Raw genomic sequence first — 25,998 nt, 5'->3', positions numbered from 1 at the left:
CAGCTACTTGCCGTACGGATCGCGGATGCCCAGCTCCGCGAGGATCTGGATTTCGTACGCCTCCATCTCGTCGGCGTCGGCTTCGCTGGTCTCGTGGTCCCAGCCCTGCGCGTGCAGCGTGCCGTGCACCAGCAGGTGCGCGTAGTGCGCGGCCAGCGTCTTGCGCTGCTCCTTCGCTTCGCGCGCGACCACCGGCGCGCACAGCACCAGGTCGGCCATGGCGACCGGGCTCTGCGCATAGTCGAAGGTCAGCACGTTGGTCGCGTAGTCCTTGCCGCGGAACTCGCGGTTCAGGCGCTGGCCTTCATCGGCATCGACGATGCGCACCGTGATTTCGCCGTCGATGTCCAGCGCGTGGCGGATGCAGCGCGCAACGCGGTGGCGCGGCAGCGCGATGCGGTGCCGCTCGACGCCCTTGAAACGACCGAACTGCAGCGAAAGAGAAAGTGCCGGCAGCGCCATCTCAATTCGCGCCGCTGCGCTTGCGCTGGCCGTCGTAGGCGTCGACGATCTTCGCCACCAGCGGATGCCGCACCACGTCGGCACTCGTGAAGTGCGTGATCGCGATGCCGCTCACGCGCCGGAGCACGCGCTCGGCGTCGATCAAGCCGCTCAGTTGCTGCTTGGGCAGGTCGATCTGGCTCACGTCGCCGGTCACCACCGCCTTCGCGCCGAAGCCGATGCGCGTGAGGAACATCTTCATCTGCTCGACCGTGGTGTTCTGTGCTTCGTCCAGGATCACGAACGCGTTGTTCAGCGTGCGCCCGCGCATGAAGGCCAATGGCGCAATCTCGAGCGCGTTGCGCTCGAAGGCCTTCTGCACCTTCTCGTAGCCCATGAGGTCGTAGAGCGCGTCGTACAGCGGACGCAGGTACGGGTCGACCTTCTGCGTCAGGTCGCCCGGCAAAAAGCCGAGCCGCTCGCCCGCTTCCACGGCCGGCCGCGTGAGCACGATGCGCTGCACCGCCGCGCGCTCCAGCGCATCGACCGCGCAGGCCACCGCCAGATACGTCTTGCCGGTGCCGGCCGGGCCGATGCCGAAGGTGATGTCGTGCTTGGCGATGTTGTCCAGGTACAGCGCCTGCGTCGGCGTGCGCGCGCGCAGGTCGGCGCGGCGGGTGACGAGCATGGCCGCGTCCTCGTCGCTCATCGAGCCGTCGCCCGCCAGCGTGAGCTGCACCACGGCCGGATCGATCGGGCGCTGGGCAATTTCGTACAGCGCCTGCAGCACGTCCATCGCGCGCTGCGCCGAGGCCTTGGGGCCGTCGACCTTGAACTGCTCGTGGCGGTGCGCGATCTTCACGCCCAGCGCTTCCTCGATGCGGCGCAGGTGCGCGTCGAGCGGTCCGCACAGGTGTCCGAGGCGCGAGTTGTTCGGTGGGGTAAAGGTGTGTCGCAGAATCACGCCGGACATTTCAAGGAAAAAGGGCACCCATGATAGGCAAACTCACCGGCGTACTGGCCGAGCGCAACCCACCGCAGGTGGTGGTCGATTGCAACGGCGTCGGCTACGAGGTCGATGTGCCGATGAGCACGTTCTACAACCTGCCCGGCACCGGAGAGCGCGTTTCGCTGCTCACGCACTTCGTGGTGCGCGAGGACGCGCAGATTCTCTACGGTTTCGGCACCGCCGAGGAGCGTGCGGCTTTTCGCCAGCTCATCAAGATCACCGGCGTGGGTCCGCGTACCGCGCTCGGGCTGCTCTCGGGCATGAGCGTGGGCGAGCTGTCGCAGGCGATCACCACGCAGGAGCTCGGCCGTCTCGTGAAGATCCCCGGCATCGGCAAGAAGACCGCCGAGCGGCTGCTGCTGGAGCTCAAGGGCAAGCTGGGCGCCGATATCGGACTGCCGACGCATGCGGCCTCCGACGCGCAGGCCGACATCCTGCAGGCGCTGATCGCGCTGGGCTACAGCGACAAGGAAGCCGCACTCGCGCTCAAGGCGCTGCCCAAGGACGCGACGGTGAGCGAAGGCATCAAGCTGGCGCTGAAAGCCCTGGCCAAGTGAGCCTGCGGGCAGCGTGGTCGCGCGTCGAAGCGCTGCGCCACGAGTCGGTTCACAGCGATTCGCTGCTCATGCGCGCGGCCCTGATCGGCTGCGTGCCGATTCTCCTGGCCTACGGATGCGCGGGCGTCGTCTACGGCAACCTGCCGATGATGACGCCAGCCGGCCTCATCGACATGCCGGGCGCCTGCGCATGGCTCACCGCCGCGATGGCGTTCGCACTGGCGATCCTTGCGATCGACTGGCTGGTCCGCGGCGAACTGACGCCGCCGCAACCGCAGGTCATCGTGGTCACCAAGCGCTGGAGCCGTGGCAGCTACACGCAGAGCGTCATGCCGCCGCATGTCTTCCCCGAGCCTCGTTCGTCCCTGCTGCGCATCGGCTGCCTTGGCGTTGCGGCCGTGGCCTGCGCGTCTGCGCTGGTGGGCCGCGCCACGCTCGCGCTGGGGTGGCAGGCCTTCGCGCGGCCGGGCGGCCTCGCGCCGCAGGCGGAGTGGCCGCTCTATCCGCTGCAATGGGTCTGGCCCTGGTTGCTGCCGCTGGCCCGGCGGCCCGTCGTGCTCGGATTGATCGGGGCGGGCGCCGTGCTGCTGGCGGCCGCCTACTTCATGAACTGGCGCAAGGTACGCGGTGCGTGGTTCCCATTCCTGACCGTGCTGCCGATGCTGCTGACGCTGAACTACCTGGGCGATGCGGGCTTCGATTTCGCGGCCGCGCGAGGTCTGGGCGGGCTGGTCGAGCCGGAGTTGGCGAGAGAACTGGCGCACCAGCCGGGCCGCTACAACGTCTTCAATTTCCTGAGCCTCTGGGGCGCCATCGGCTTCGGCACGGTGGGCTTGATCCTGGGCTTCTGGCTGGGCCGCTCGCGGGTGATGGACGAAGACTAGGACCGCCTTCGCCTCAAGGGTGGATCTTCTCGCCCTTTGCCAGCATCTCCACGAACTGCGCGATGCGCCGCGCACGCGTCTCGGCCTTCTTCGCGCCTTGCGTGCGGAACAGCACCGCATAGCGATTGCGCGCATCCAGCGTGGCGAAGAACTTCGCGGCCTTCTTGTTCGCATCGAGCGCGGCCTGCAGGTCGGGCGGCACAGTCGCCACGCTCGCGGCGTCGTAAGCCGCCTCCCAGCGCCCGTCAGCCTTCGCGCGTTCCACCTCGGCCAGCCCGGCCGGCTGCATGCGCTCGTCGTCGATCAGCTTCAGCGCCTTGTCGCGGTTGATCTTCGACCAGGTGCTGCGCGCGGTGCGCGGCGTGAAGCGCTGCAGAAAATACTGCTCGCCATCGCTCTTGTCGCTCTTGCGCTGCCCGTCGATCCAGCCGAAGCACAGTGCGATCTCGAGTGCCTCGGGATGGTCGACAGAGGCGATGCCGCTGGCCTTCTTCGCGATGCGCAGCCACACGCCGGCATGCGTGCCGTGGTGGCGCTTGTACCAGCGCGCGAGCGCCGCAGCGTTCGCGAATTCGACAGGCGCGTCATCGACGATGCGCTCTGCTTTCGCTGCCGGTTTTGCAGCCTTTTTGGCAGCCGCCGTGCTCACGGCACCCACCAATAGCGCAGCGCGTGGAAGTAGATCGGCGCCGCGAAGATCACCGAATCGAGCCGGTCGAGCATGCCGCCGTGGCCTTCGATCATCGAGCCCCAGTCCTTCACGCCGCGGTCGCGCTTGATGGCCGACATGACCAGCCCGCCGAAGAAGCCCATCAGGCAGATCGTGAGCGCCATCAGCGCGGCCTGCCACGGGTTGAATGGCGTGGCCCAGTAGAGCGCGGCGCCCAGCGCGGTGGCGCTCGCCACACCGCCGATCAGGCCTTCCCAGGTCTTGGAAGGCGACAGTTCCGGCGCCACCTTGCGCTTGCCGAGCAGCTTGCCCCACACGTACTGCAGCACGTCGCTGCCCTGCACCACGATCACCAGGAAGGCGATCAGCAGCAGGTTGCGGCCCTCGAAGCCCGGAATCTGCAGCGTGAGCAGCGCGGGCACGTGGCTGATGCAGAACACGCACACCATCAGGCCCCACTGGATTTTCGAGGTGCGCTCCAGAAAGCGCTGCGTGTCGCCCCCCATCGTCGCCAGAATGGGCAGGAGCAGGAAGGCGTAGACCGGGATGTAGATCGAATAGAGCCCGTACCAGTCGATCCAGATCAGGAAGTACTGCCCCGGCAATGCGACGAAGAAGGCCAGCGCGATGGCCCCGTGGTCGCCGCGCCGCGTGTAGGCCAGGCTGATGAACTCGCGCAGCGCATAGAACGAGATCAGGTAGAACAGCACGATCACGCCGCCCTTGCCGAGCGCGAAGGCCACACCGATCACCGCCACCATCACCCACCACGCATTGACGCGCGAGTTGAGGTTGTCGATTACCGAATGCGGTTGGCCGTGCGCCACGCGCCACTTGAGCAGCGCGCCGATGGCCGAGGCCAGCACCAGCACACCGAAGACGCCGCCGAAGAGCTTGAGCGTGGTCCACGCGAAGGGAGACAGTTCGATCATGATGCGGCGCCCTCGGCCTTGTCGTTGCGGTCGTATTCGGGGCGCAGGTCGAGCATCGCGGTGCGTGCGCGGGCGATGAAGGTGTTCTTGTCTTCGCCTTCTTCCAGCTTGATCGGCGTGCCGAAGCGCACCGTGCAGGCCAGCGGAATCGGCACCAGCGTGCCCTTGGGCAGCACGCGCTTGAGGTTCTCGATCCACACCGGCACCAGCCGCACGTTGGGGCAGGCGCGGGCCAGGTGGAAGAGACCGCTTTTCAGCGGCAGCAGGATCTCGTCGCCGGTGTTGCGCGTGCCTTCGGGGAACATGATGAGCGAGTCGCCGCCTTCCAGCGCGTCCTTCATCTGGTCGACCGGGTTGCCGCCCTGGCCCGAGCCGTCGCGCCGGATCATCAGCGCGTTGAACACGTCCTTGCCGATGAAGTTGCGCAGCTTCGAGGCTTCCCAGTAATCCTGCCCCGCGACCGGCCGCGTGAGCGCGCGCAGGTCGGGCGGAAGGGTCGCCCACAGCAGCACGAAGTCGCCGTGGCTCGTGTGGTTGGCGAAGTACAGCGTCTGCTCGGCCTTGGGGCTGGTGCCCGACCAGATCGCGCGCACCCCGGTCAGCAGCCCGGCCGCGCCGATGATCAGCTTGCCCGCGACGATGGCCAGCCCGCGCCGCAGCGCCGTGCTTTCGGGCGCCTGGGCGGGCGCGCTGTCGTTCTTGTTGTTGTCTTCTTCGTTCAAGAGATGTCCTGTGTCATCAAGGCAAGGAGAAACATGGCGCTCTGGCAGGCGACCACGATGGCATGGCGCTGCATGAGCTGGCGGGTGCCCTGTACGCGGTCGTCGAGCGGCCGTGTGGAAGGCGACGACGGCGCATTGCGAAGGCCCAGGCGGTCCAGCGCGCGGTCCAGGGCGTCGAGCGAGGCGATGGTGCCGCGCGCCAGGTCGCCGAACAGCGTCTGGTCCAGCCGCAGCCGGAACGCGAAGTAGCGCTCGAGCACGCCGAGGATCACGACTGCGCCGAAGCCCATGGCGGGCGTGGTCGGGAGCGAGCGCAGTGTGAGCGCGAGCACCAGCGCCGCGATGCATGTCAGCGCGAAGCCCCAGATCGCCAGCACCATGAAGGCGCGCAGCAGTCCGGCGAGTGCGGCGCAGGTGGCGCGGTCGTTGTCAGTCATGGGGCGGCGCCTTCGGTATGACTTCCAGGGTTTTCAGCGGCGCGAGCGACACACGCCATGCGGGCCGCAGCACGATCTGCGGCCGGGCGCGGCGCACCGCGTCTTCGGCCTGCGCTATTCCGCCGGTCGAGCCGTAGCGGCCGAGCCAAGCGATCACCGCCGCGGCGCTGCGCGAAAAGCCGAGCGCGCAGCAGACCCAGACCGGCGCGCCCTCCGCATTGCGGCGCTGGCCTTCGATGACCGCGGCCGCGCGCTGCAGGCGAACCGTCGGCGGCACCGTGAGGTCGAGCAGTGGCACGCAGCGCGCGTGCGGCACATCGGCGGGCATCTGCAGCTCGGCGCAGAGACTCACGAGCCGCGGCTTGCCGGCGGCGAGCCATTCGGCGCGCGTGGGTCGCCGGCCGAGCCGCAGGCCGGGCACCACCTCGACCGATGCGGGCAGCTTCCGCGTCCACAGCCATGCGTTGATCGCGGCGCCGAGGCGGTAGGGCGCGAAGATCCAGCGCGCCGCCCAGCCCATGCGGCCGTGTCCATTCATCTGGAAGCCGCGCGCGCCGAAGCCGATGTAGTTGAGCGCCACGAAGGCCAGCGATGCGGCAGGCCATGCGAGCCACAGCCACACGCCACCGCCGCACAAAGCAGCGGCGAGAAACAGCACGGCACCCACCGCATAGAACCCCGCGAGTTTCCAGCGCTGCGCATCGCGTGTGACCTTCCAGGCACGCCGCATCGACACCACCCGCTCCAGCGGCCACAGCCACACGCACACCACGCCGAGCAGCGCGCCGGTCGGAATGTCGATGAAGTGGTGCTGCCAGGTCGTGAGCACCGAGGCGCAGATCGCGAACGCCCACACATGCAGCACCAGCCGTGCCCACAGCGGGCGGATGAACTGCCGATACCAGTCCCACAGGATCACGGCCAATGCGATGTGCAGCGACGGCGCCTGGTTGAACGGCTGGTCGAAGCCGCGCAGCGCGTTGAACAAGAAGGCCGGCGCGCCATCGACCGGCGGCTGCCCGAAGCTGAAGTGCAGCGGCCAGACGATGAAGCAGGTGCAGGCGATCAAGGTCGCCGTGACGAGCCGCAGCGCATGCCGGTCGAGCGTGTGTTTGCTGGGCGCGAGGAACAGCGACAGCGCATAGAACACGTTGATCGTCCAGTACGGAAAGATCGTCCACGGCCAGAACGGGACCTGCCGCTCCCAGTCGAAGGCCATCGACGGGACGTTCGCGCGCGTGGTGGCCCACCAGTTGGCGAAGCCGTAGGTCGCGTAGAACAGCGGCCCGAGGAACACCAGCCATGCGGCGGCGCGCTTCCAGGGGCGCTGCCCAAGCCAGGTTTTCATCGCCCGGTGCGCACCGCCAGCGACACAGTAAAGATCCCCCACTCGTCGACCCGCTGGTCGATCTTGCGGAAGCCCGCTTCTTCCACCAACTGGTCCATCTCGACCTGCGTGCGGCGGCGCATCACCCAGGCTTCACCCTGGCGGTGGCTGGTGAGTGCGCGCGCGATCATCTCGAGCTGCGGATGCCACGGCTGCCCGGTGTAGACGAGGTAGCCGCGGTCTTCCACCGCATCGCCCACGCCCGCGAGCGAGCGCTGCACCATCTCGTTGTCGGGAAAGAGTTCGTACAGGCCCGACACCACCGCCAGCGTGGGCCGCGGCGTCACCGTGGCGAGGCTGATGCGGTCGAAGGCATCGGCCTGCACGAACTGCGCGGTGTCCTGCAGCCCCTTCTCGGCGATGAGGGCGCGGCCGTCGCGCACGTTGATGTCGCTGTAGTCGCGCAGCAGGATCGAGGCGGCCTTCACGGGGCTCGCGAGCACCGCGTCGAGCACGTAGCGGCCGTGGCCGGCGGCGATGTCCATCACCCGCACCTCGCGGTGCATTTCGGCCAGGCGCTCCATCGCGATGCGGATCAGCTCCTCGACGTGGATCTTGCGCTGCCGGATGCCGCGCCAGCCGATCGAGTTGAGGTAGGTGTTGTCGATGTTCCGGCCGAGCGGGCCCTTGCCTTCGGGGTGGTTGCGGTAGACGTAGTCGAGCGTGCTGCCCGAGTCGAAGCCGGTCTTGTGGCCGAGCGCGATGCCGCTGGAGAGCTTGCCGCCGATTTGCAGCCCGCCGCGCGTCAAGGCCCAGTAGGCGCCACGCGGAGACAACGGCGAGAGCGGCTCGGCCAGCGCGCGCGATTCGTCGGCCGTGTCGCCGCTCAGATGCGCCGCGGTGCGGTCGACCGGCACGGCCGGCGCGTCGAAGCGCTGAAGGATGAATTCACGGATCTGCGCGACGGCCGGCGCCCGGTCTTTTTCGCCGAGCGTGTCGTGGAAGAAGCCCGGCAGTTCGGTCTTGGTCTTCACGGCGCTGCCCAGCCGCTCGAAGAACTGGTGCTGCGGCTTGTGGTGCACCACCCAGTCGGCCCCGGAGATCAGCAACTGCACCGGCAGCGTGATCGCATTCGCATCGGCCACCACGCGGTCGGCTGCTTCATAAAGGCCCAGCAGGATGTTGACCGCGATGGGCCGCGAGATCAACGGATCGCTCTCGTAGCTTGCGATGCGCTCGGGGTCGTGCGTGAGGAACTTCGCCTTCACGTAGCTGTTGACGAAGAAGAGACCACGCAGCTTGTGCATCAGCCCGAGCCCGGCGCGCGCGAAGGGCACGTAGAGCTTCACCTTGAAGGCGGGCGAGGCCAGCGTGAGGCCGCGCACCTTGGGCGCGTAGTCGTGCGCCCAGGTGGCGATCAGCACTGCGCCGACGCTCTGCGCGACGACGTGGATGTCTTGTTCGGGCACGCCGTGTGCGGTGCCGATGTGATGCACGAAGGTCTGCACGTCGCGCACCGAGGTGCCGAAGCTCGGGCTGTAGCCGCGCTGGCCCGGCGAGCGGCCGTGGCCGCGTGCGTCCCAGGCGTAGAAGTCGAAGTCGGGCAGGTCGAGTTCGTCGACCAGGTGCGCCATGCGCGCGCCGTGCTCATGGCCGCGGTGGAACAGCACGATGGCGCCGCGGCGCACGGTGCCCGTGGCCGGCCAGCGGCGGTAGAAAAGCGATTCGCCGTCGTGCGTCTGGAAATGAAGCTCTTGGGCTGTGCGTGAAGTGATGTCGGTCATTGAATCCCTGTCGATATCTGTCTGTTTGTAGGTATGTGTTCAGCGGCCGGCGGCATCGGCTTCGGCCAATGCGCGGCGAATACGGTTGACGATGGTCCAGGCCACGAGCACCGCCAGCAGCGGCATCAGCCAAGCCGTCCAGCCCGCGAGCGGCCAGCCCAGTGCCACGTAGAGGCCGAGCGCGCCGAAGACGAAGGCCCGGTCGCTCTTGCCCAGCGGGCCGTCGTAGCGGCGCGAGGCGCCCACCGTGGGGCCGAGCGCGCCGGCGAATTCGCTGAGGCCGGCCAGCACGATCACCGTGCCGACCCAGAACGGGCTGAAGGGCACCACCAGCGCAAAGGGCAGGTAGAGCGCGGCGTCGGAAACCACGTCGGTCAGTTCGTTGAGGAAGGCGCCCAGCTTGCTTTGCTGGTTGTGCTCGCGCGCCAGCATGCCGTCGATGGCGTTGAAGGCCATTCGCAGGAACATCCATGCGGGAATGAGCGCGAAGGCGGCAAGCGAGGGCGCCGCGAAGAAAAGCCAGAGCCCGAGCGCGACCGAGACGACGCACGCCGCCAGCGTGACCTGGTTGGCCGTGACGCCCATCGCATGCAGCCGGACCACCAGCGGCCGGAGCAGGGCCTGGAAACGCGGCTTCAATTCGTAGATCGACACGTGCTGCCTTCCCCTCGTTCGTTATATGGCCGAAGCATTCTGCCAGTGAGAATGGCGCCCACGCTCGGCACTTTGTGTCCTCGTTGCTCCCCGAGGGGGCCGCTCTCTTGCTTGGGGCGGCCCGGCGCGGCGCTCGGCACTAAACTCTTCAGCGCACACCCCCCTCCCATGACCATCCAGACCGACGATTTCGCCCCCGCCCCCCAACGCGTGGTGTCCGCCGCTCCCGCTTCGCCCAACGAAGAGGCGATCGAGCGGGCCCTTCGCCCCAAGCTGCTCGACGAATACGTCGGCCAGGCCAAGGTGCGCGAGCAGCTCGAAATCTTCATCGGCGCCGCGCGCAAGCGCAAGGAGGCGCTCGACCACGTGCTGCTGTTCGGCCCGCCCGGCCTCGGCAAGACCACGCTCTCGCACATCATCGCGGCCGAGCTGGGCGTCAACCTGCGCCAGACCTCCGGGCCGGTGCTCGAGAAGCCCAAGGACCTGGCGGCGCTCCTGACCAATCTCGAGCCCAACGACGTGCTCTTCATCGACGAGATCCACCGCCTGAGCCCGGTCGTCGAGGAAATCCTGTACCCCGCGCTGGAGGACTACCAGATCGACATCATGATCGGCGAGGGCCCCGCGGCGCGCAGCATCAAGCTCGACCTGCAGCCCTTCACCCTGGTGGGCGCCACCACCCGCGCCGGCATGCTGACCAACCCGCTGCGCGACCGTTTCGGCATCGTCGCGCGGCTGGAGTTCTACACGCCCGAGGAACTGGCGCTGATCGTGACCCGCAGCGCCCGCCTGCTCAAGGTGGAAACCGACGACACCGGCGGCTTCGAGATCGCCCGCCGCTCGCGCGGCACGCCCCGCATCGCCAACCGCCTGCTGCGCCGCGTGCGCGACTACGCCGAGGTCAAGGGCAACGGCCGCATCACCGAGGACATCGCCCACAAGGCGCTCGCGATGCTCGACGTCGATCCGCAGGGCTTCGACCTCATGGACAGGAAGCTGCTCGAAGCCGTGATCCACCGCTTCGACGGCGGCCCGGTCGGCCTGGACAACGTCGCGGCCAGCATCGGCGAGGAGCGCGACACCATCGAGGACGTGATCGAGCCCTACCTCATCCAGCAGGGCTACCTGCAGCGCACGCCGCGCGGGCGCATCGCCACGCTGGCCGCCTACCGGCACCTGGGCGTGACGCCGCCCTCGAGCCGTTCGGACGGACAGGACCTTTTCGGAGTTTGAAGACTCACCATGCACACCCATGACCTGAGCGCCTGGCAGCACGACCACCAGTTCGGCGCCGGCAATGCCTCCGCCGAGCGCAGCACGCGCCTCGTGATGTGGATCACCGCCGCGATGATGGTGGTCGAGATCGGCGCCGGCTGGTGGTTCAACTCGATGGCGCTGCTGGCCGACGGCTGGCACATGAGTTCGCACGCGCTGGCCATCGGCCTGAGCGCTTTTGCCTATGCGGCCGCTCGCCGCTATGCACGCGACCCGCGCTTCGCATTCGGCACCTGGAAGATCGAGGTGCTCGGCGGCTTCGCGAGCGCGCTGCTGCTGCTCGGCGTGGCGGCGCTGATGGTGGTGGGCTCGCTGGAGCGGCTGTGGTCGCCTTCCGCGATCCACTACCCCGAGGCGATTTCGGTGGCGGTGCTGGGGCTCGTGGTCAACCTGGTCTGCGCACGGCTGCTGGGCGGCACGCACCACGATCGCGGGCATGACCATGGGCATCACCACGGCCACGATCACGGTCATTCGCACGAACACGGCCACGACCTGAACCTGCGCTCCGCCTACCTGCACGTGCTGGCTGACGCCGCCACCTCGGTGCTCGCCATCGCGGCGCTGCTGGGCGGCTGGTTCTACGGCTGGGCCTGGCTCGACCCGGCCATGGGCATCGTCGGCGCGGTGCTGGTCGCCAGCTGGGCTCGGGGCCTGCTGAAGGAAACCGGCAAGGTCCTGCTCGACCGCGAGATGGACCACCCGGTCACCGAAGAGATCCGCGAAGGCGTGGAGACCACGCTGGCCGATTCGGAAACCCGCGTGGCCGACCTGCATGTCTGGCGCGTGGGGCGCGATGCCTATGCCTGCGCGCTCACGGTGGTGACGCACTCACTCACGCTCACGGCCGACGAGGTGCGCGCCTGCTTCTCGATGCATGAGGAAATTCGCCATTCGACAGTGGAAATCCAGCGCTGCGTGGATTAGGTTTTCACTGCCTCCCGCTCCACGAAGGTGAGGGCGATGAAGCGTTGCGTATTCAGTACTTGAAACCGGGAAGCGGCACCGGCAAGCAGTCGGGTATGTCTTTCATGGGCGGCGCCATGTTGATGCCTGCGTAGTTGCCATCGAGGGTCGACCACGCGGGCGAATAGACATTCGACGAGACGTGCAACTTCGCACCATCGAAAAGAACGCGGACTGCGCGCGCCGCTTCCAGGGCTCTGCGTTGTGCCAACTGCTTCGCATCGGGAACGGTGTCGCGTGCAACGCCCTCGATATCTGCAACCTCCACGTGCGGATACAGCCGACGGAAGTGAGCCAGCTTGTTGGCCAGCAGAACGATCTGGTCTCGGCCCAAGGTCGCGGAGCCCTCATCGAAGGCCAGCATGATCATCAATGGTGGTTTGCATGCTTGCGCGGTATTGCCCACGCCCGACCCGATCAGGACGGTCAAGACAAAAAAGAAAGGTCTAGTCGGCATATAGAACGAACCCCACGATGCTGTCCGCGTTGACCCTTGCCGCGCTGGGATCGGACGCCGTCAGTTTCAGGCTCTGCGTCATCTGGTAGACCGTATCGATCGACGAAAACACGTCGTCAAAGTGGGTTACCTCATGGAGGATGGTGGCCAGCTTAGAGACGATTCTGTATGAAACGTCGGGAAGCTCGCAAAACGGAAGTCCTATTCCGATCGTGCGTGTCTTGAGGTCGGGCTTGCACACTTCGGCGGCAAGGAGGCCGATGTTGCCCGAAGGAATGCAGCCGACATTTCGCATCGCTTCTTCTGAGTAGCGCACGAAGTTGGCTTCTGTCAGTCCCTTCAATACCCGGACACATGCTTGCAGGCCGGTGTCCAGGTGCCGTCGCAAATCTTCGTCGTTCTGGCCGAACCACTTGGTCACGCGTTCTCGTTCAGGCTTTCCCCACGCTGTCAGATCCTTGACGCGTTTTTCGACCAGGCCAACGGCGAGGTCTCGCAGTCCCAAGACCTTGATCGCGAACTCCTTGTTGGTCATGTTCGGGCAGATGTTTTCCGTCTGCTCAGCCTCGGGTGGATGGCTCACTGCCGCATCGACCAGCTTCTTGCTCGCCGCAACGGCTGCGGCATCTTCAAAGAACCATCCCTGCGATGGGATCACGCTGGCGTTGAACGCTCCCGCTGCGATGCTCATGCCGTCGTCGAAGCTCGCCGATTGCTGCAACGTGGCCAAGAGCGCAGGAGGAATCGGGCAGTGGCAAACCAACACGTCGCCCTCCAGTGCCACTTCTCCAAGGAACTGCATGCGCCGCGGTCCGCCTGCCTTCGCGATGATGCCGACGCTGCGGCATCCCTCACAGTACGCGCGCCCTCCGATGAGCGCGACCTGATGACCATGAATTTCGGCGATCGGTCCGCCGTAGGGCAGCACCCGGCCTCCGGGCGCGGGCGGATCGCCCACCACAATGATTTTTCTCTCCACTTTTCCCTCCCAGGACTGCTTTTGGTGGGGCATTGTGGAGAGCGGATGGCCGCCCGCGCTCGGACGTAATTCACGAAGCCGAGGCTTCTTCAATGGACGCAAGTTCCGTGATCGAAGCAGGCCGGCGGCTCCCGGCCATTCGTGGGAGCAGCTGCGGCCTTAAGAGCCCGGCCGGCGAACGTGTCGCACGATCAGCACCTGCGCCGCGTAATAAGTCGCCAGCACCCACAACTGCGCCAGCGGCAGCGGCGCGACAAAGCGATTGGTCGCCAGCAGCGCATCGCTCAGCATGAAGAAGCACGCGCCCACCGCCACCCACACCGCTGACGGATCGGCTGCTCGCAGCACCGCCGCGCGCCCGATGGCCTGGGCCGCCATGCAGGCGATCACCACCACGTAGACCCCGACCGGAATGCGCAGCGCGGGCGGCAGCCCGCCCTGCCAGAGAAACGCATACATCCCCGCGCCGATCAGCAGCGTCGCCGCCAGCACCGCGCGGCGCGGGAACATGCCCACGCTGATGCGGAACAGCGCGATGTACGCCAGGTGCGCGAGCAGGAAGCAGATGAGCCCGGGCACGAACAATGCTGCCGATCCCATCAGCAGCACGTCACCGGCCAGCGAGGCGACCAGGCCCGCGAGCAGCAGCCCTTCGAAGCGCGTGACTGCACCAGACGCCATCGCACGCCGTGCCGCGAAGACGATGGCGATCGACAGCGCCAGCGGCTTGCAGATGTGGTGCAGCCAGTCGATGCCCAGCGCCGCGCTCGCGGTGGCCAGCGCGGCCGCCTCGACCAGCAGCACCTCGGTGACCGAAATGCGCCCCTGCAGCACCGCGCCGATGGCCCACAGGCTCGCCGTCAATGCGGCCAGCCAGACGGCGGAGCGCTGCAGCGGCATGCCGTCGGAGAACCAGAGAAAGAAGGCCACGCCACCCAGCATCAGCAGGAACTGCACGCCCGCGAACCACTGCACCCCGCGGCTCACGACGGGCTCGTAGCGCGTGACCTTCGCGATGTCGAAAGCCGGCTTCGGAAAGCGCGCCGCCACATCGGCCGGCCGCCAGCCGGGCGGCTTGAACCACACGCGCAGCTTGTCGGCCCAGCTGCGCGCATGCCACGAGTCCTTGGCCAGCGTCCAGTACACCTCGGCATTGGCCCACAGCGGGTCCCAGCTTTTCAGCTCGCCGCGCGTGCCGTAGACGCAGCGTTCGTTCTCTTCGCGGAAGGTGCCGAACATGCGGTCCCACACGATCAGGATGCCGCCGTAGTTGCGGTCCAGATACGTGTCGTTCACCGCGTGATGCACCCGGTGATTCGAAGGCGAGCAGAACCAGCGGTCGAACCAGCCGAGCTTGCCGACTTGCTCGGTGTGCACCCAGAACTGGTAGAGCAGGTCGATGAGCGCCACCACGACGAACACCAGCGGCGGCACGCCGGCCACCGCCATCGGCAGATAGAAGATCCATCCGAGCAGCGCACCGCTCGATGTCTGTCGCAGCGCGGTCGACAGGTTGTAGTGTTGGCTCTGGTGATGCACCACGTGCGCCGCCCACAGCACCGCCGATTCGTGGCCCATGCGGTGCAGCCAGTAGTAGCAGAAGTCGTAGAACACCAGCGCCAGCAGCCAGCCGTACCAGGTCGTCCAGAACTCGCTGGCGGCCTCCTTCGGAAAGAGCGCCACGGCCGAATACACCGCGGTGTAGATGCCGATGCGCAAGAGGCCGGTGAGCACCGCGCTGATCTGGCTCAGCATGCCCAGGCCAATGCTGTTGACCGCATCGGCCAGCCGGTAGGTGTCGTGCCCCGTGCCGCGGCGCGCCCGCGCGCGGCCCACCGCGAACTCGATCGCGATCAGCAAAAAGAACACGGGAGTCGCAAGAACAATGATCTGGCCAGATTGCATCGCGCGATTGTGGCGTTGCCGGGCCTGTTGATGCTATTTCCGGCGTCGCGTTGGCTGTCCAAGGGGCTGGCTGCAAGGCGCCCAAGCGCAGCAAGGCTTTGCCTTGCAAGCGCGGGCAACGCCGCAGACGGCCCCTTGGACAGCCAACCCTGCGGGAAGGTATGCCAGGGCAGCCCACTCTGCGTTGCGCTCCTTGCGTGTGCATATGCACACGCGGCGTCGCGCGCCTTGATTGGCCCGCCCTGGCATACCTTCGCGACGCCGGAAATAGCATCAACAGGCCCTGGGCCACGCGTCACCGGGATGTCACGGGTGTGCCATCGCAGCGTCATGCGCGGATGGGAGCCTACCCGTCCATGCAACGCGACGACGCTTTCCTTCGCGCATGGCGCGACACCGCGACCGGGACTCCTGAGCCGGAGGACGACGATCGCCAGCGTCCACCGCTGCAGTTCCGCACCCTCTGGATCTCCGACCTGCACCTGGGCACGCCCGGCTGCCAGGCCCGCGCGCTGCTCGATTTTCTGAAGCACACCGAGTGCGAGACCCTGTTCCTGGTCGGCGACATCATCGACGGATGGCAGCTCAAGCGCCACTGGTACTGGCCGCAGGCGCACAACGACGTGATCCAGAAGCTGCTGCGCAAGGCGCGCAAGGGCACGCGCGTGATCTTCATTCCGGGCAACCACGACGAGTTCGCCCGCAAGTACCTGAACCACAACTTCGGCGGCATCGACGTGGCCGACGAATGGATCCACGAAACCGCCGACGGCCGCAAGTTGTGGATCATTCACGGTGACTTGTTCGACGGCGTGATCCAGTGCGCCAAGTGGCTCGCCTACGTGGGCGACTCGCTCTACGAATTCACGTTGAAGCTCAACCGCCACCTCAACTCGCTGCGCGCGCGCATGGGGCTGCCGTACTGGTCGCTCTCCAAGTACCTCAAGGGCAAGGTCAAGCGCGCGGTGAGCTACGTGGGCGACTTCGAGAACGCCGTGGCGCGCGAGGCCCGCAAGCGCGGCGCGCAGGGCGTGGTCTGCGGCCACATCCACCATGCCGAGATGCGCGACATCGACGGCATCCTCTATTGCAACGACGGCGACTGGGTGGAAAGCCTCACGGCGCTGGCCGAGCATGCGGACGGCACGCTGGAAATCATCGACTGGGCCGAGCACATGCCGGTGGCGTCGAAGGTGACACCGGCGCGGGAGGCCATCTCGGCCTGACGGCGGCAGATCCGGCGCGGTGACGCTGCGCCTCGTGCTGAGCGCATGGAGCGCGACCCGGCCCATGGGGAAGAGTTCAGCGTCTTGAGGGCGTGAATTTTTCGCACTCTTGAGTGCGCATCGCCGCGATGCAGGTCGTTTGACTATTGTTTGTGAATGTGTGGGTTCTGCGTGGCCCAGACTTTTTGGATCGCCATCCATCAGGTCTGCCGCCAGTGCCCCAAACCCTCTCCGTCATCAGCACCGTCATCCCCTTGAGTCTGGGGCTGCCCGCATTGGCGCCCGTGCGGCTCGCCGGCCGCGAGGGCGTGAACGGCCTCTTCGAGTACGAACTCATCCTCAAGACCCCCGATGCGCTGAATCTCGGTGCAAGCGGCGCGGCCGATTTCAACCTCGACGGCTTCATCGGGCAAGCCATTACCTGCGTGATCGAGCTTGATGGCTCAGGCGAGCTGCTGGCCGGAACCGTTGGCGCCAGTGCCTACGGTACCGGCGCAGGGACACGACAAATCAGCGGCATCGTGACCGATGCCGTCATGGAAGGCGATGCAGGCCGCCATGTGGTCTACCGCTTCATCATTCGGCCCTGGCTGCACCTGGCGACGCTGAATTGCGACTGCAAGATCTATCAGGACCAGACGGTCGTCAAAACCCTCGATCAGGTGTTGGAAAGTTATTCGTTTCCCGTGGAAAAAAGGCTGTACGACACCTATCCGATCCGCGACTACTGCGTGCAATGGAACGAGAGCGACTTCGAGTTCTTCGAGCGCCTGTGCCAGGAGTACGGCATCAACTACCACTTCGAGCACAGCGACGGCGCTCATCGCCTGGTTCTGTCGGATGCGATGGCGGCCTATCGGGAATGCCCCAGCACCGCCTACGCGAATGTCGAATTCCATACCCCGGGCTACAAGACCGACGCCGAATACATCCATCGCTTCGCGGCGCACAACCAACTCACCAGTGGTGCCTACGTCACCAGAGACTACGACTACACACGCAGCAAGGCCCGGCTGATCGGTCAGAACAGTGCACCGCGTCCGACGAGCCACGCCAACGGCGAGGTGTACCAGTACCACGCCAGTGTCGGCGGCAGTCATTTCGTGCAACCGGAGGCCGGGGGCACAGGCCCCAACGATCCGTCCATCGAAGGTCGTGCCTTCGCCCGGTTGCGCATGGAGCACCTGCGCACCCACGGCGCCCGCGCAGATGCCGCAGGCAACTTGCGCGGCATGGTGCCGGGCTGCACGTTTCGCATGCAAAAGCACCCGCGCGAAAGTGCGAACGCCGAATACCTGATCCTGCATACGGACTTCGTGATCGAAGACGTCGGGCAAGACAGTCAGGTCAAGGAGGCCACCCCTAGCCGTTCGCAGCACTGGACGGTGAGCGTTGACTTCACGGCGCACCCGATCAAAGAAGAGTTGCGCCCCGCGCTCACCCGCCGCAAGCCCAAGACGGGTGGCCCGCAGAATGCGGTTGTCGTCGGCCCCGCCGGTCAGAACATCTGGACCGACGAATACGGCCGCATCAAGGTCCAGTTTCCGTGGGACCGCGACGGCCAGTTCGATCAGAACAGTTCGTGCAAGGTGCGCGTGAGCGAGGCATGGGCAGGCAACCAGCTCGGCGCAATGCATCTCCCCCGCATTGGACAAGAGGTCGTCATCGACTTCTTCGGCGGCGACCCCGACCTGCCCATCTGCACAGGTCGTGTCTACAACCAGATGAACATGCCGCCGTTCAAGCTGCCCGAACAGGCAGCGCTTTCCGGGTTTCGTTCGCGCGAACTCGTCGGCGTTGGCGGCAACAGTTCTGCGGGGCGCAGCAATCAGGTGGTTCTGGACGACACGGCCGGGGAAATTCAAGTCCAGCTCAAGAGCGATCACCAGTCCAGTTCGTTGAGCCTGGGCTCCATCACTCGCGTCGAAGACAACGCCGGGCGTAAGGACCGGCGCGGCCAAGGCTATGAACTGCGTACCGACGGCCATGGCGTCATGCGCGCAGCCGACGGCATGCTCATCACCACCGAGGCCCGCGTGGACGCCGCGGGCCATGCCAAAGACCTGGGCGACGCCGTCCCGCGCCTCGCGCTGGCCCGCGATCTGATCGAGGGCCAATCCGATGCGGCCCGTACCAGCAAAGCCCAGATCAAAGGCGACCAGGATGCGGTCGCCAAGGCCCTCAAGAAACAGAACGACACCATCAAGGGCAGTGGCGGCAACCCGCAGGAAGGGCGGTTTCCGGAACTGGCCGACCCTCATCTGGTGCTTGCCAGCCCGAGTGGCATCGCTGTTACCTCGGGAGGCTCCACGCACATCGCCAGCGTCGAACACACACAAATCACCAGTTCCGCGCACACCAGCATCAACAGCGGCGGCAGCCTGATCGCGGTTGCGCTGGAGGCGTTCAAGGTCTACGCCATGCAAAACGGCATGGAAGTGATTGCAGCCCAGGCCGACATCGAGATCAAGGCGCTTGAGAACTCCATCAAGATGCACGCCAAAGACAAGATCGAACTGACCGCCGACCTCATCAACATCACGGCCAAGACCAGGCTGACCATCAACGGCGGGAGCAGCTACGGCGAATACAGCGCTGGCAGCATCACCAAGGGGACCACCGGCAAGTACACCAACCACGCCGGCGTTCACAGCTACGTTGCGGGCGACTCCAAGCCCACCCGGCCCGTGAACGACAAGGCGTGTGTCACCAAGGAAAACGCCGCCGCCAACGGCGGTAACTCGGTGTCGCGCTGATGATTGGCGACACCGATGCAGAAGGGCAAAAGGCCCACAGCGAGAAACTGATCGACGCGCTGATGCAGGGTTGGGGTGCCCTGACAGCGCTTGCGCCCAAGGCGTCCGAAGACACATCCAGGAGCAAAAACGAGCCGCTTCCCCAGCGCGCCTACCTGTTGTTCAACCGCTGGGAAAACAATCCACTGGCGCAAGAACTTTGCGAGCAGTTTCCCAAATGGGCGCGCGACCGCGTCAGCGTGCCCGACAGCTGCTTTGATTACCGAGAAGAGCGCGCACCCTGCCTGCTGGAGTTGCCCGAGGAGTTGGTTGTCCCCGTTCCGGGATTCAAGACTCGAGACCTGCTCGCATGGTTGGCGCATTGCCTGAAGTTCGCTTCGCAGCAGGTGCACGAGCGCGTCACCAGACAGGACTTCTGCGGTGTGGTCATCAGCCATGAATCGGCGCAGGTCATCACCCGGTATTGGGTTGGCCTGGGCGACCAGCGGCCTCCCTACAAAGAAGAGAGCGTGCTGTTTCGCTATCAGGACCCGCGCGTCATGCAGCGTGTCTGGCCCGCGCTGAGTCCCCTGCAGCAAAGCCGGTGGCTCGGCCCGGTCACGCAATGGTGGTCGCTGATGCAACCCTGGGGGCCGTTCAGCGGCAGTCCTGAGCCTGCCCAATGGTTTTGTGCCAAGGCGCCGCTGCTTCCCTACGGAACGCGGGTGGGCGGATCGCCGCGCGATCTGTTCGACGAAGCGCAGTGGTTTCTCTCGGGTGTCTCGCCGGATGCCAACTCGATCTGGCGCAGCTATGCCAAGCACGACATACCGCCCGAGGCCCTGCCCGATCCAGACAGCCTGCAGCAAATGCTGGTCGATGCCGCGCGCATGGATCTGAAAGGCCTCGATCTTGAAGACTATGTCTGGATCACCTGGATGCATGCCCCCAAAGAAGGCCCTGCGCGCGCCATCGACTGGCGCCTGCCGCATCTGGCATCGACCTTGAGCCGGATCGAAGACCAGCTGCGCGATCGGCCCGATGCCAGTTTTTCGATGGTTCTGAACCAGATCATCCAGCCTCAAAAAAGATAAGCCATGGCCTGCAAGAACCCGTGCGATCAATGCGCCCAAACCGGACTGCCGATTCTGTTCACGCGCTACGGCGCAGCCTACAGCGCCACTGACAAAGGCGCGGCGGCGCTGGACAAGCTCAAGCCCGGTGGAAATCTAAAAAACCAGCCAGGCGGCGTTGCGCTCCAGACCGCGAAATACAACGTGCGCATGCTGCGCACCGGCTATTTGTACATCCGGATCGAAACCAACTGCCGGCGCCCTGCATGGTTCGGCTACGCCGTGCATTCGCATGGCTACCTGACCCGATTCGACGTCGATCACCCCAAGGAAGCCGAAGGCCTTGCCGCTTGCAGTCCGCAGGAATGGGGTGCCAACAGAAGCCTCGTGTGGATCAAGGGCGCCAGGGACGTCACGAAGCTGAACTACCTGTTCCACCCCGACCCGATAGACCCCGATCACTTGAGCAAGGTCATCGACAGCGACCTGGACAAGTACACACAGAGCTTCGACGTGGCCAGCTGGGCCAACGGCAGCAAGGGCGCGCCCGACACCGCAGTGCCCAGCCCGGACCCCAATAGCTGGAGCGTGGCCGAATTCAAGGCGCTCAAGGACGAAGCCGTGCGCGATGCGCTGGAGCCCCAGTTGTACGGTCTGATGGGCAGCAATGCGATCGAGCGCGGCTGGGGCGACTATGAGAACAAGCGCTTTGTGGAGAGGGATCACTACCTAGTCACGGGCGAACACGCCGGAAAAATCACAGTCGAAGAAACCTCGCTCATCAAGCAGCTTGACTACGCCGGCGCACACGGTAAACGCCTGCAAAACATCGCCAAATTCCTGGCCGACAACGGCGGGGCGGTCGTCGCATGCGACGACGCCATGGGCATTGCGCAGGAGCTGGGGCACCTGCAGGGCGAAGCGCAAATCATCTATAGCCATTGGCAGGCATCCAGTGCCACAGGGCATCACAAGGACGTGAGCAACGAATGGGTGTTCCAGACGGCCGTCGGGGCGCAGGGTTTGATCGCACTCGCGCAACAAGGCGCCGTCGCGCGCGTGGACCGGGGCTTCGCGGAGTCGGCACGCATCCATGCGCCGCTGCCGCGCGACCCCCTGGAGGCCGCCAAGGAAAGTGCACACCGGACCGCAGCGCGCACGGCCAACTACCAGCGCGAACTGAGCAGCGCCCAGTCAGCCGTTCAGAGCGCCTGCAGCCAATGGTTCGACCAGGCCGCGGCACGCGACATCCTGCAGGAGCAGAAGATGCGGCAGCAGCAAGCTCAAGACAGAGTGGCGGCGCTGGGTCGCGATCAGAGCAAATGGGTGTTCGGCAGCCTGTTGCTCGCAGCCCTGGGCCGTTTCAGCAATCAGGACGGCAAGATCGACAAACCCGGCGGCGGCGCCGCATTGAGCCTGCAGCTTGCGCAGTGTCTGGCAGGCCTGGAAACGCATGAGGCCGGCCGCCAGGCGCTGCTGGCGATGAATCCGTGGGGAGGCAGCCTGCTGTCGCGTCTGCTGTGCTTCAACAGCGTCACCCTTCAGGCGGCCTACAAGAGCCTGGAAAACGCCAAGCCCCCGGTCGTGGTGACTCCCGCGGCCGAGCCCGAAGCCTCCATGGCCGACACATTGGCGACAAACCTCAAATTGATGGCGGGGCGCCTGGCCTTGGGCGACAAGGCACTGGGCTTCATTGAAGAAGCGCAAAACCCCGACGCACCTGCGATGCTGCGCAAGGCGGCCTGGGTCGGCCACGTGTTTTCCCTGCTCTCGGCGCGCGCCGCGACCGGCATCAGCGGCTGGAAAGCGTCGCAACTGGAGGCGCGGATGGTGCAGCACCTGGCCTTGGCCGGCATGAGCACCTTGGGCAGCACCGTGCACAAAGCGGTGGCGCAACTGCAAAGCGACGTTGCGGAGAACGCCAAGCGCATTGCGCTGCGCGCCAAGAAGCTGGAGTCCATTGCCGATCCGGCCACCCGCGCCGGCAAGGCCGTGGCGCTGGAGCGCGCACGCAGCGCGGCCCCTGGCACACGTGCCGCGATGCTGGGTGCGCTGATGGACCTGGGCGCCGCCATCATCAAGGGCAATCAGCTGGGCACCAAGCTCGATGCGCGCGGCGCCTTTGATCTTTCGGGCCAATTGCTGCAAGGCATCGGCAGCCTGTATGACTGGCGCGCCAAGGCGTATGACGAAACGATCTACAAGGGGGTGAAGGGGTACGACGCCTACAAGTACCCGGCACTTATCGAAGGGTTGGACAGCATCAAGGCGCTGCATCTCAAGAGTCTGCGGATGACGGCGTTCAAGTTCCTGGGGCCGGCGGCGATGTTCTCGGTGGTGTTGGATGGGATGGATGCGTGGAAGTCGTATCAGCGAGGCAGTAGCGGCCTGTTGATTGCGCAGCTGGCAAGCGTGTTCGGGACTATCTTCACGATTGGAGGCGCCGGCGCAGGAATCTTCGCGGCGGGCGTAGGAGTTGGCGCGGCTACGTGGAGCGCCGCTGCGGCGATCTTGGGCTTGGCGGGTGCCGTCCTGGCCATCGGAAGCACGATCTTCGTGCTGTTCTTGGGTGAAGACAAGTGGATCACTTGGCTGCGCGACATGCCCCTTAACAAACAACGAAAAGGCAAGAAGCCAATACACGACAACTTGCGCGATACGCTGCAAGCGTTGGGCAATGCCCAGGGCGAACTGCAACCTGCTTGAGGACACATCCATCATGTTTATTCGCGAAGAGGGTTACGCCCGCCTGCACAGATCGGACATAGCCAAGAGTCGTGCGCACATCAATGTGGACGGTCAAAAGCAATGGCCAACCAATCGAGCAGGTGCGCGAGGTATCACGATCCCCAACGGCTGCGCCTACGCGCAGAACGACGCTTATTTGGAGCTTTGCAATCCATGTTGGAATTTGCAGTGGCGGGCGGGCATCGGGAATCTCTATGTGATCTTGCCAGCGCTGTTTGTCATTTGGGGGTGGTATGGATTTGCGGTCCACCCGTTGTTCTTTCATGAAGTCATCTTTTTCTTCGTCATTGGCGATTGGGTTCCAAATTCCCTTCTTTGGTTTGGCTGGCTCTTTCTGTTCCCCCTAGCCTTGGCCTCCGCCTTCCTGATCTACATGTGGTTTTGCAAGATGGGCATGCGCACCTGCTTCTTCACTTTTGCACGAGGTCGCATCCGATTCAATCGGCTCACACGCAAGGTGTATGTGCTGCGCCCCAAGTACTGCGGGGGAAACGCGGTGTTCGAATGGGATCGACTTGTTGCATTGTTCGACCCTCAAAGCACCAACCGCTGGGACAAGCAGGACGTTGCGATGCTGGCCCTGTACCACCCTCCCTTCGATGCCACCGACCCCGTGGCCCAAGGCGAAGACTGCCTGTTCGCAGGCCCCGCAGTCACTGGCCCTGAAGGTGCAGCCCATCTGTGGGAATACATCCGCCAGTACATGGAAACCGGCCCCACCATCGACCGCATTCCACCCGGCGCACCGGCCAACTTCAAGGGCATCGCGCGCTACCTGCATCCGGAATACACCACCTACTGCGGTTTGCCCAGCAGCTACCAGTACAGGCAGGAGTGCAGGCCCGGCTTCATGGAAACCTTCTTTCACATGAGCAGCCAGATCACGTGCAGCTGGCCGCGTTTTCCCAAGGAATGGCAAAGCGACAGCGGCGTGGGCGAGCCCGAAGACAGACCCGTGCAGACGGGGGCCGTGATGACGGCGCTGGTCTACCGCGCCAGGGGGCAGTTGAGCAAGGACGAAGAAGTGGAATTGATGGAGCGCTATGGCACCGCCGAGGCATTGGCTGCTGCGAAGGCGCGGAGGGATTGATGCCGCTTCGCAAAGAGTTCGCGCTCGCTGCTTACAACCACTTCGAGCAGGCCGCCCAGCGCCTTGCCACAGCGGCCGCTCCCAAGCCCCAGCCCAAGCCTCTCCTGACGAGTGAACAGATCCTCTCCCGCCAGTCCCCCCAGCCCGACCGTTTGGTGGCTGTTCAGGCTGCCCGCGTCCCTCTGATCGAGGCGGCCCGGCCGCTGCTGCTGGCCCTGGTTCACATGCCCGGGCAGCTCGACGCAGGACACGCCGGTACCTTGCACGGCGATCTGGTGCGCGAGGTCGCCAGCTTCCAGTCCGTGTGCATGGATGCCTCTATTCGCAAGGAGTACATCACCGGCGCGAGCTACACGCTGTGCACCGCGCTCGATGAAGCGGCGGGCCTGTCCGCCTGGGCGACAGACGCCACCACTGGCGTCAACACCTGGGCCGGACGAATGCTGGCGGTTCAGTTTCACGGGGACAGCAGAGGCGGCGAGAACGTTTTCAAGTTCATGGCGAACCTGCTCCAAAGACCTGCCGAACACGTCGACGTGCTGGAGCTGCTGCTGATCGTCATCGCACTGGGATTCGAAGGCGTGTATCGCAGAGCCATCAATGGCAAGCGCGTGCTCGACGACATCCGCCATGCCCTCTTTTCAACAGTGCGTTCTTGCCGGGGCGACGGCATGCACCGGGCGCATTGGAGCGTGATCGAGAGCTTGCTGTGGGGCCAAGTGCTGCCCGGCGAGCTGGCGGACACTGCGCAGGCGCTGTTTCAATGAGCACGAACCAGAGCATCAAGAACCACGACAAGTGGCGCAGAGGCACGAGCGAGCACATGCCGGGGCCCTCGAAGGCGATGCCGGCGCGCGAAACAGTCGCCGCCTGAGCCGGCGAGACGAATTCAGCCGCGGCGCGCGGCGAAGCTGCACGCCACTGCCCTACAGAAAGAAGGACCCAGCACCCGCATTCGTCGCTTTGGACGATGCACCCCCGTTGCCCCCGCGCCAAGATGCCTCCCAACACAGGAGACAGACCATGGCAGGTCCATTGCAAGGCCTTCGGGTGATCGAGATGGCGGGCATCGGCCCGGGGCCGTTCTGCGCGATGCTCTTCGCCGACATGGGCGCGGAGGTGGTCCGCATCGAGCGCCCCGGCACGCGCACCGCGCCGCACGACATCCTCGCGCGCGGCCGCAGCACGCTGCAGATCGACCTGCGCGCCGAAGGCGCGGCAGAGAACGTGCTCGACGCCATCGCGAAGGCCGACGTGCTCATCGAAGGCTTTCGCCCCGGCGTGATGGAGCGCCTGGGCCTCGGCCCCACCGAATGCCATGCGCGCAACCCGCGCCTGGTCTACGGCCGCATGACCGGCTGGGGCCAGCACGGCCCGCTTTCGCATGCGGCGGGCCACGACATCAACTACATCGCCATCAGCGGCGCGCTGCACGCCATCGGCCGCGCGGGCGAACCACCTGTGCCGCCGCTCAACTACGTGGGCGACTTCGGCGGCGGTGCGATGCTGCTGGCCTTCGGCATCCTCGCCGCGTTGCACGAGGCCAAGGGCTCGGGCCAGGGCCAGGTGGTCGATGCGGCGATGACCGACGGCGCGGCGCTCCTGTCTTCGATGATGTACGGCTTCAAGTCGGCCGGCATGTGGAGCAACCAGCGCGGCGAGAACATGCTGGACGGCGGCGCACACTTCTACGACACCTACGCCTGCGCCGACGGCAAGTACGTGGCCGTGGGCGCCATCGAGCCGCAGTTCTACGCGCTGCTGCGCGAGCGCTGCGGCATCGCCGACGACACCGCCTTCGATGCGCAGATGGACGCCGACCGCTGGCCGCTGCTCAAGCTGCGCATGGCCGACCTGTTCCGCACCCGCACGCGCGACGAATGGTGCGTGCTGCTCGAAGGCAGCGACGCCTGCTTCGCCCCCGTGCTCGATTGGGACGAGGCCCCCGCGCATCCGCACAACGTGGCGCGCGGCACCTTCGCCAACGTGGGCGGCGTGGTGCAGCCCGCGCCCGCGCCGCGCTTCAGCCGCACCGCGCCGGTGATGCCGCCCGCCACCGCGCACGACGACGGCGAGGCGATGCTGCGCCGCTGGGGCGCGACAGTCGCACCCGTCGCGGCCGGCTGA

23 protein-coding genes are annotated in these 25,998 nt (G+C 65.8%); 11 read left to right on the top strand and 12 right to left on the bottom strand.

The genetic code is table 11. The features are described from left to right. Window positions 1-3: 3 nt before the first annotated feature. Both ybeY and VARPA_RS26405 read right to left on the bottom strand, forming a co-directional pair. Entirely contained in the window at window positions 4-462 is a 459-nt protein-coding gene (ybeY, locus tag VARPA_RS26410; protein ID WP_013543654.1) for an rRNA maturation RNase YbeY, read from the bottom strand. 1 nt (window position 463) lies between these two features. After that, complete coding sequence (locus tag VARPA_RS26405) at window positions 464-1,414, bottom strand: PhoH family protein (RefSeq protein ID WP_013543653.1); 951 nt, start codon at window positions 1,412-1,414, stop codon at window positions 464-466. A gap of 20 nt (window positions 1,415-1,434) precedes the next feature. Between VARPA_RS26405 and ruvA the strand changes: the two genes are divergently transcribed. Then, complete coding sequence (gene ruvA, locus VARPA_RS26400; protein ID WP_013543652.1) at window positions 1,435-2,007, top strand: Holliday junction branch migration protein RuvA; 573 nt, start codon at window positions 1,435-1,437, stop codon at window positions 2,005-2,007. Beyond that, a complete protein-coding gene (locus VARPA_RS26395; RefSeq protein WP_041943064.1) occupies window positions 2,004-2,891 on the top strand; it encodes a hypothetical protein in 888 nt (295 codons plus the stop codon). The genes ruvA and VARPA_RS26395 overlap by 4 nt, the downstream gene beginning before the upstream one ends. 13 nt (window positions 2,892-2,904) lie before the next feature. Here the strand turns inward: VARPA_RS26395 and VARPA_RS26390 are convergent, their stop codons facing one another. From VARPA_RS26390 to VARPA_RS26360, 7 genes are read right to left on the bottom strand one after another with little or no spacing between them, the layout of a single operon-like run. Beyond that, window positions 2,905-3,540 carry a YdeI/OmpD-associated family protein gene (locus tag VARPA_RS26390; protein ID WP_013543650.1) on the bottom strand — a complete coding sequence of 212 codons (636 nt, stop codon included), beginning with the start codon at window positions 3,538-3,540 and terminating at the stop codon, window positions 2,905-2,907. Then, window positions 3,537-4,493: a phosphatidate cytidylyltransferase gene (locus tag VARPA_RS26385; RefSeq protein ID WP_013543649.1), complete on the bottom strand. Its 957-nt coding sequence runs from the start codon at window positions 4,491-4,493 to the stop codon at window positions 3,537-3,539. The genes VARPA_RS26390 and VARPA_RS26385 overlap by 4 nt, the downstream gene beginning before the upstream one ends. Further along, complete coding sequence (locus VARPA_RS26380; protein WP_013543648.1) at window positions 4,490-5,215, bottom strand: lysophospholipid acyltransferase family protein; 726 nt, start codon at window positions 5,213-5,215, stop codon at window positions 4,490-4,492. Before VARPA_RS26380 ends, VARPA_RS26385 begins: the two co-directional genes overlap by 4 nt. Next, on the bottom strand, window positions 5,212-5,652 hold the full coding sequence (locus VARPA_RS26375; RefSeq protein ID WP_013543647.1) for a hypothetical protein: 441 nt from the start codon (window positions 5,650-5,652) through the stop codon (window positions 5,212-5,214). Before VARPA_RS26375 ends, VARPA_RS26380 begins: the two co-directional genes overlap by 4 nt. Next, window positions 5,645-7,000: a phosphatase PAP2/dual specificity phosphatase family protein gene (locus tag VARPA_RS26370; RefSeq protein ID WP_013543646.1), complete on the bottom strand. Its 1,356-nt coding sequence runs from the start codon at window positions 6,998-7,000 to the stop codon at window positions 5,645-5,647. Before VARPA_RS26370 ends, VARPA_RS26375 begins: the two co-directional genes overlap by 8 nt. Beyond that, a complete protein-coding gene (locus VARPA_RS26365; protein ID WP_013543645.1) occupies window positions 6,997-8,763 on the bottom strand; it encodes a bifunctional alpha/beta hydrolase/class I SAM-dependent methyltransferase in 1,767 nt (588 codons plus the stop codon). Before VARPA_RS26365 ends, VARPA_RS26370 begins: the two co-directional genes overlap by 4 nt. A gap of 39 nt (window positions 8,764-8,802) precedes the next feature. Then, window positions 8,803-9,417, bottom strand: a complete 615-nt coding sequence (locus tag VARPA_RS26360; protein WP_013543644.1) for a CDP-alcohol phosphatidyltransferase family protein — start codon at window positions 9,415-9,417, stop codon at window positions 8,803-8,805. 168 nt (window positions 9,418-9,585) lie between these two features. Here VARPA_RS26360 and ruvB point away from each other — a divergent pair, with 168 nt between their 5' ends. Continuing rightward, on the top strand, window positions 9,586-10,650 hold the full coding sequence (ruvB, locus tag VARPA_RS26355) for a Holliday junction branch migration DNA helicase RuvB (protein ID WP_013543643.1): 1,065 nt from the start codon (window positions 9,586-9,588) through the stop codon (window positions 10,648-10,650). Between the two features lie 9 nt (window positions 10,651-10,659). Continuing rightward, window positions 10,660-11,619 (top strand): CDF family Co(II)/Ni(II) efflux transporter DmeF, encoded by a 960-nt coding sequence (gene dmeF / locus VARPA_RS26350; RefSeq protein WP_013543642.1) that lies wholly within the window; start codon window positions 10,660-10,662, stop codon window positions 11,617-11,619. Window positions 11,620-11,671: 52 nt separating this feature from the next. Here dmeF and VARPA_RS26345 read toward each other — a convergent pair whose 3' ends face one another. The 3 genes from VARPA_RS26345 to VARPA_RS26335 form a co-directional block, all read right to left on the bottom strand. Further along, window positions 11,672-12,088 carry a hypothetical protein gene (locus tag VARPA_RS26345; protein WP_144299049.1) on the bottom strand — a complete coding sequence of 139 codons (417 nt, stop codon included), beginning with the start codon at window positions 12,086-12,088 and terminating at the stop codon, window positions 11,672-11,674. Window positions 12,089-12,104: 16 nt separating this feature from the next. Next, entirely contained in the window at window positions 12,105-13,127 is a 1,023-nt protein-coding gene (locus VARPA_RS26340; RefSeq protein WP_013543640.1) for a M35 family metallo-endopeptidase, read from the bottom strand. 126 nt (window positions 13,128-13,253) lie between these two features. Then, the gene (locus tag VARPA_RS26335) at window positions 13,254-14,999 is read right to left on the bottom strand and encodes a lysoplasmalogenase family protein (RefSeq protein WP_013543639.1); all 1,746 of its coding nucleotides are present in this window, start codon (window positions 14,997-14,999) and stop codon (window positions 13,254-13,256) included. Window positions 15,000-15,355: 356 nt separating this feature from the next. Between VARPA_RS26335 and VARPA_RS26330 the strand changes: the two genes are divergently transcribed. The 7 genes from VARPA_RS26330 to VARPA_RS26300 all read left to right on the top strand — a co-directional run bounded on the left by VARPA_RS26330 (window position 15,356) and on the right by VARPA_RS26300 (window position 25,998). Further along, window positions 15,356-16,225, top strand: coding sequence for a UDP-2,3-diacylglucosamine diphosphatase (locus tag VARPA_RS26330; protein WP_013543638.1), 870 nt, complete (start codon window positions 15,356-15,358; stop codon window positions 16,223-16,225). 215 nt (window positions 16,226-16,440) lie between these two features. Continuing rightward, window positions 16,441-18,981, top strand: a complete 2,541-nt coding sequence (locus VARPA_RS26325; RefSeq protein ID WP_013543637.1) for a type VI secretion system Vgr family protein — start codon at window positions 16,441-16,443, stop codon at window positions 18,979-18,981. Continuing rightward, window positions 18,981-20,054, top strand: a complete 1,074-nt coding sequence (locus VARPA_RS26320; protein WP_013543636.1) for a DUF4123 domain-containing protein — start codon at window positions 18,981-18,983, stop codon at window positions 20,052-20,054. The genes VARPA_RS26325 and VARPA_RS26320 overlap by 1 nt, the downstream gene beginning before the upstream one ends. A 3-nt stretch (window positions 20,055-20,057) precedes the next feature. Next, window positions 20,058-22,739, top strand: coding sequence for a T6SS effector BTH_I2691 family protein (locus tag VARPA_RS26315; protein WP_013543635.1), 2,682 nt, complete (start codon window positions 20,058-20,060; stop codon window positions 22,737-22,739). 13 nt (window positions 22,740-22,752) lie between these two features. Next, window positions 22,753-23,871: a hypothetical protein gene (locus VARPA_RS26310; protein ID WP_013543634.1), complete on the top strand. Its 1,119-nt coding sequence runs from the start codon at window positions 22,753-22,755 to the stop codon at window positions 23,869-23,871. Further along, on the top strand, window positions 23,871-24,638 hold the full coding sequence (gene icmH, locus VARPA_RS26305; protein WP_013543633.1) for a type IVB secretion system protein IcmH/DotU: 768 nt from the start codon (window positions 23,871-23,873) through the stop codon (window positions 24,636-24,638). Before VARPA_RS26310 ends, icmH begins: the two co-directional genes overlap by 1 nt. A 256-nt stretch (window positions 24,639-24,894) precedes the next feature. Continuing rightward, window positions 24,895-25,998, top strand: a complete 1,104-nt coding sequence (locus VARPA_RS26300; protein WP_013543631.1) for a CaiB/BaiF CoA transferase family protein — start codon at window positions 24,895-24,897, stop codon at window positions 25,996-25,998.

This window comes from Variovorax paradoxus EPS, assembly GCF_000184745.1.
Classification (GTDB): Bacteria; Pseudomonadota; Gammaproteobacteria; order Burkholderiales; family Burkholderiaceae_C; genus Variovorax; species Variovorax paradoxus_C.
Note: the sequence above shows the minus strand (reverse complement) of the source record. Positions and strands in the feature narration are given on the sequence as shown.

Excerpts from the sequence above, each read along its gene's own strand:
- ybeY (WP_013543654.1), bottom strand. The coding sequence starts at position 462 with ATGGCGCTGCCGGCACTTTCTCTTTCGCTGCAGTTCGGTCGTTTCAAG.
- VARPA_RS26405 (WP_013543653.1), bottom strand. The coding sequence starts at position 1,414 with ATGTCCGGCGTGATTCTGCGACACACCTTTACCCCACCGAACAACTCG.
- ruvA (WP_013543652.1), top strand. The coding sequence starts at position 1,435 with ATGATAGGCAAACTCACCGGCGTACTGGCCGAGCGCAACCCACCGCAG.
- VARPA_RS26385 (WP_013543649.1), bottom strand. The coding sequence starts at position 4,493 with ATGATCGAACTGTCTCCCTTCGCGTGGACCACGCTCAAGCTCTTCGGC.
- VARPA_RS26375 (WP_013543647.1), bottom strand. The coding sequence starts at position 5,652 with ATGACTGACAACGACCGCGCCACCTGCGCCGCACTCGCCGGACTGCTG.
- VARPA_RS26370 (WP_013543646.1), bottom strand. The coding sequence starts at position 7,000 with ATGAAAACCTGGCTTGGGCAGCGCCCCTGGAAGCGCGCCGCCGCATGG.
- VARPA_RS26365 (WP_013543645.1), bottom strand. The coding sequence starts at position 8,763 with ATGACCGACATCACTTCACGCACAGCCCAAGAGCTTCATTTCCAGACG.
- ruvB (WP_013543643.1), top strand. The coding sequence starts at position 9,586 with ATGACCATCCAGACCGACGATTTCGCCCCCGCCCCCCAACGCGTGGTG.
- dmeF (WP_013543642.1), top strand. The coding sequence starts at position 10,660 with ATGCACACCCATGACCTGAGCGCCTGGCAGCACGACCACCAGTTCGGC.
- VARPA_RS26340 (WP_013543640.1), bottom strand. The coding sequence starts at position 13,127 with ATGCCCCACCAAAAGCAGTCCTGGGAGGGAAAAGTGGAGAGAAAAATC.
- VARPA_RS26335 (WP_013543639.1), bottom strand. The coding sequence starts at position 14,999 with ATGCAATCTGGCCAGATCATTGTTCTTGCGACTCCCGTGTTCTTTTTG.
- VARPA_RS26330 (WP_013543638.1), top strand. The coding sequence starts at position 15,356 with ATGCAACGCGACGACGCTTTCCTTCGCGCATGGCGCGACACCGCGACC.
- VARPA_RS26320 (WP_013543636.1), top strand. The coding sequence starts at position 18,981 with ATGATTGGCGACACCGATGCAGAAGGGCAAAAGGCCCACAGCGAGAAA.
- VARPA_RS26315 (WP_013543635.1), top strand. The coding sequence starts at position 20,058 with ATGGCCTGCAAGAACCCGTGCGATCAATGCGCCCAAACCGGACTGCCG.
- VARPA_RS26310 (WP_013543634.1), top strand. The coding sequence starts at position 22,753 with ATGTTTATTCGCGAAGAGGGTTACGCCCGCCTGCACAGATCGGACATA.
- icmH (WP_013543633.1), top strand. The coding sequence starts at position 23,871 with ATGCCGCTTCGCAAAGAGTTCGCGCTCGCTGCTTACAACCACTTCGAG.
- VARPA_RS26300 (WP_013543631.1), top strand. The coding sequence starts at position 24,895 with ATGGCAGGTCCATTGCAAGGCCTTCGGGTGATCGAGATGGCGGGCATC.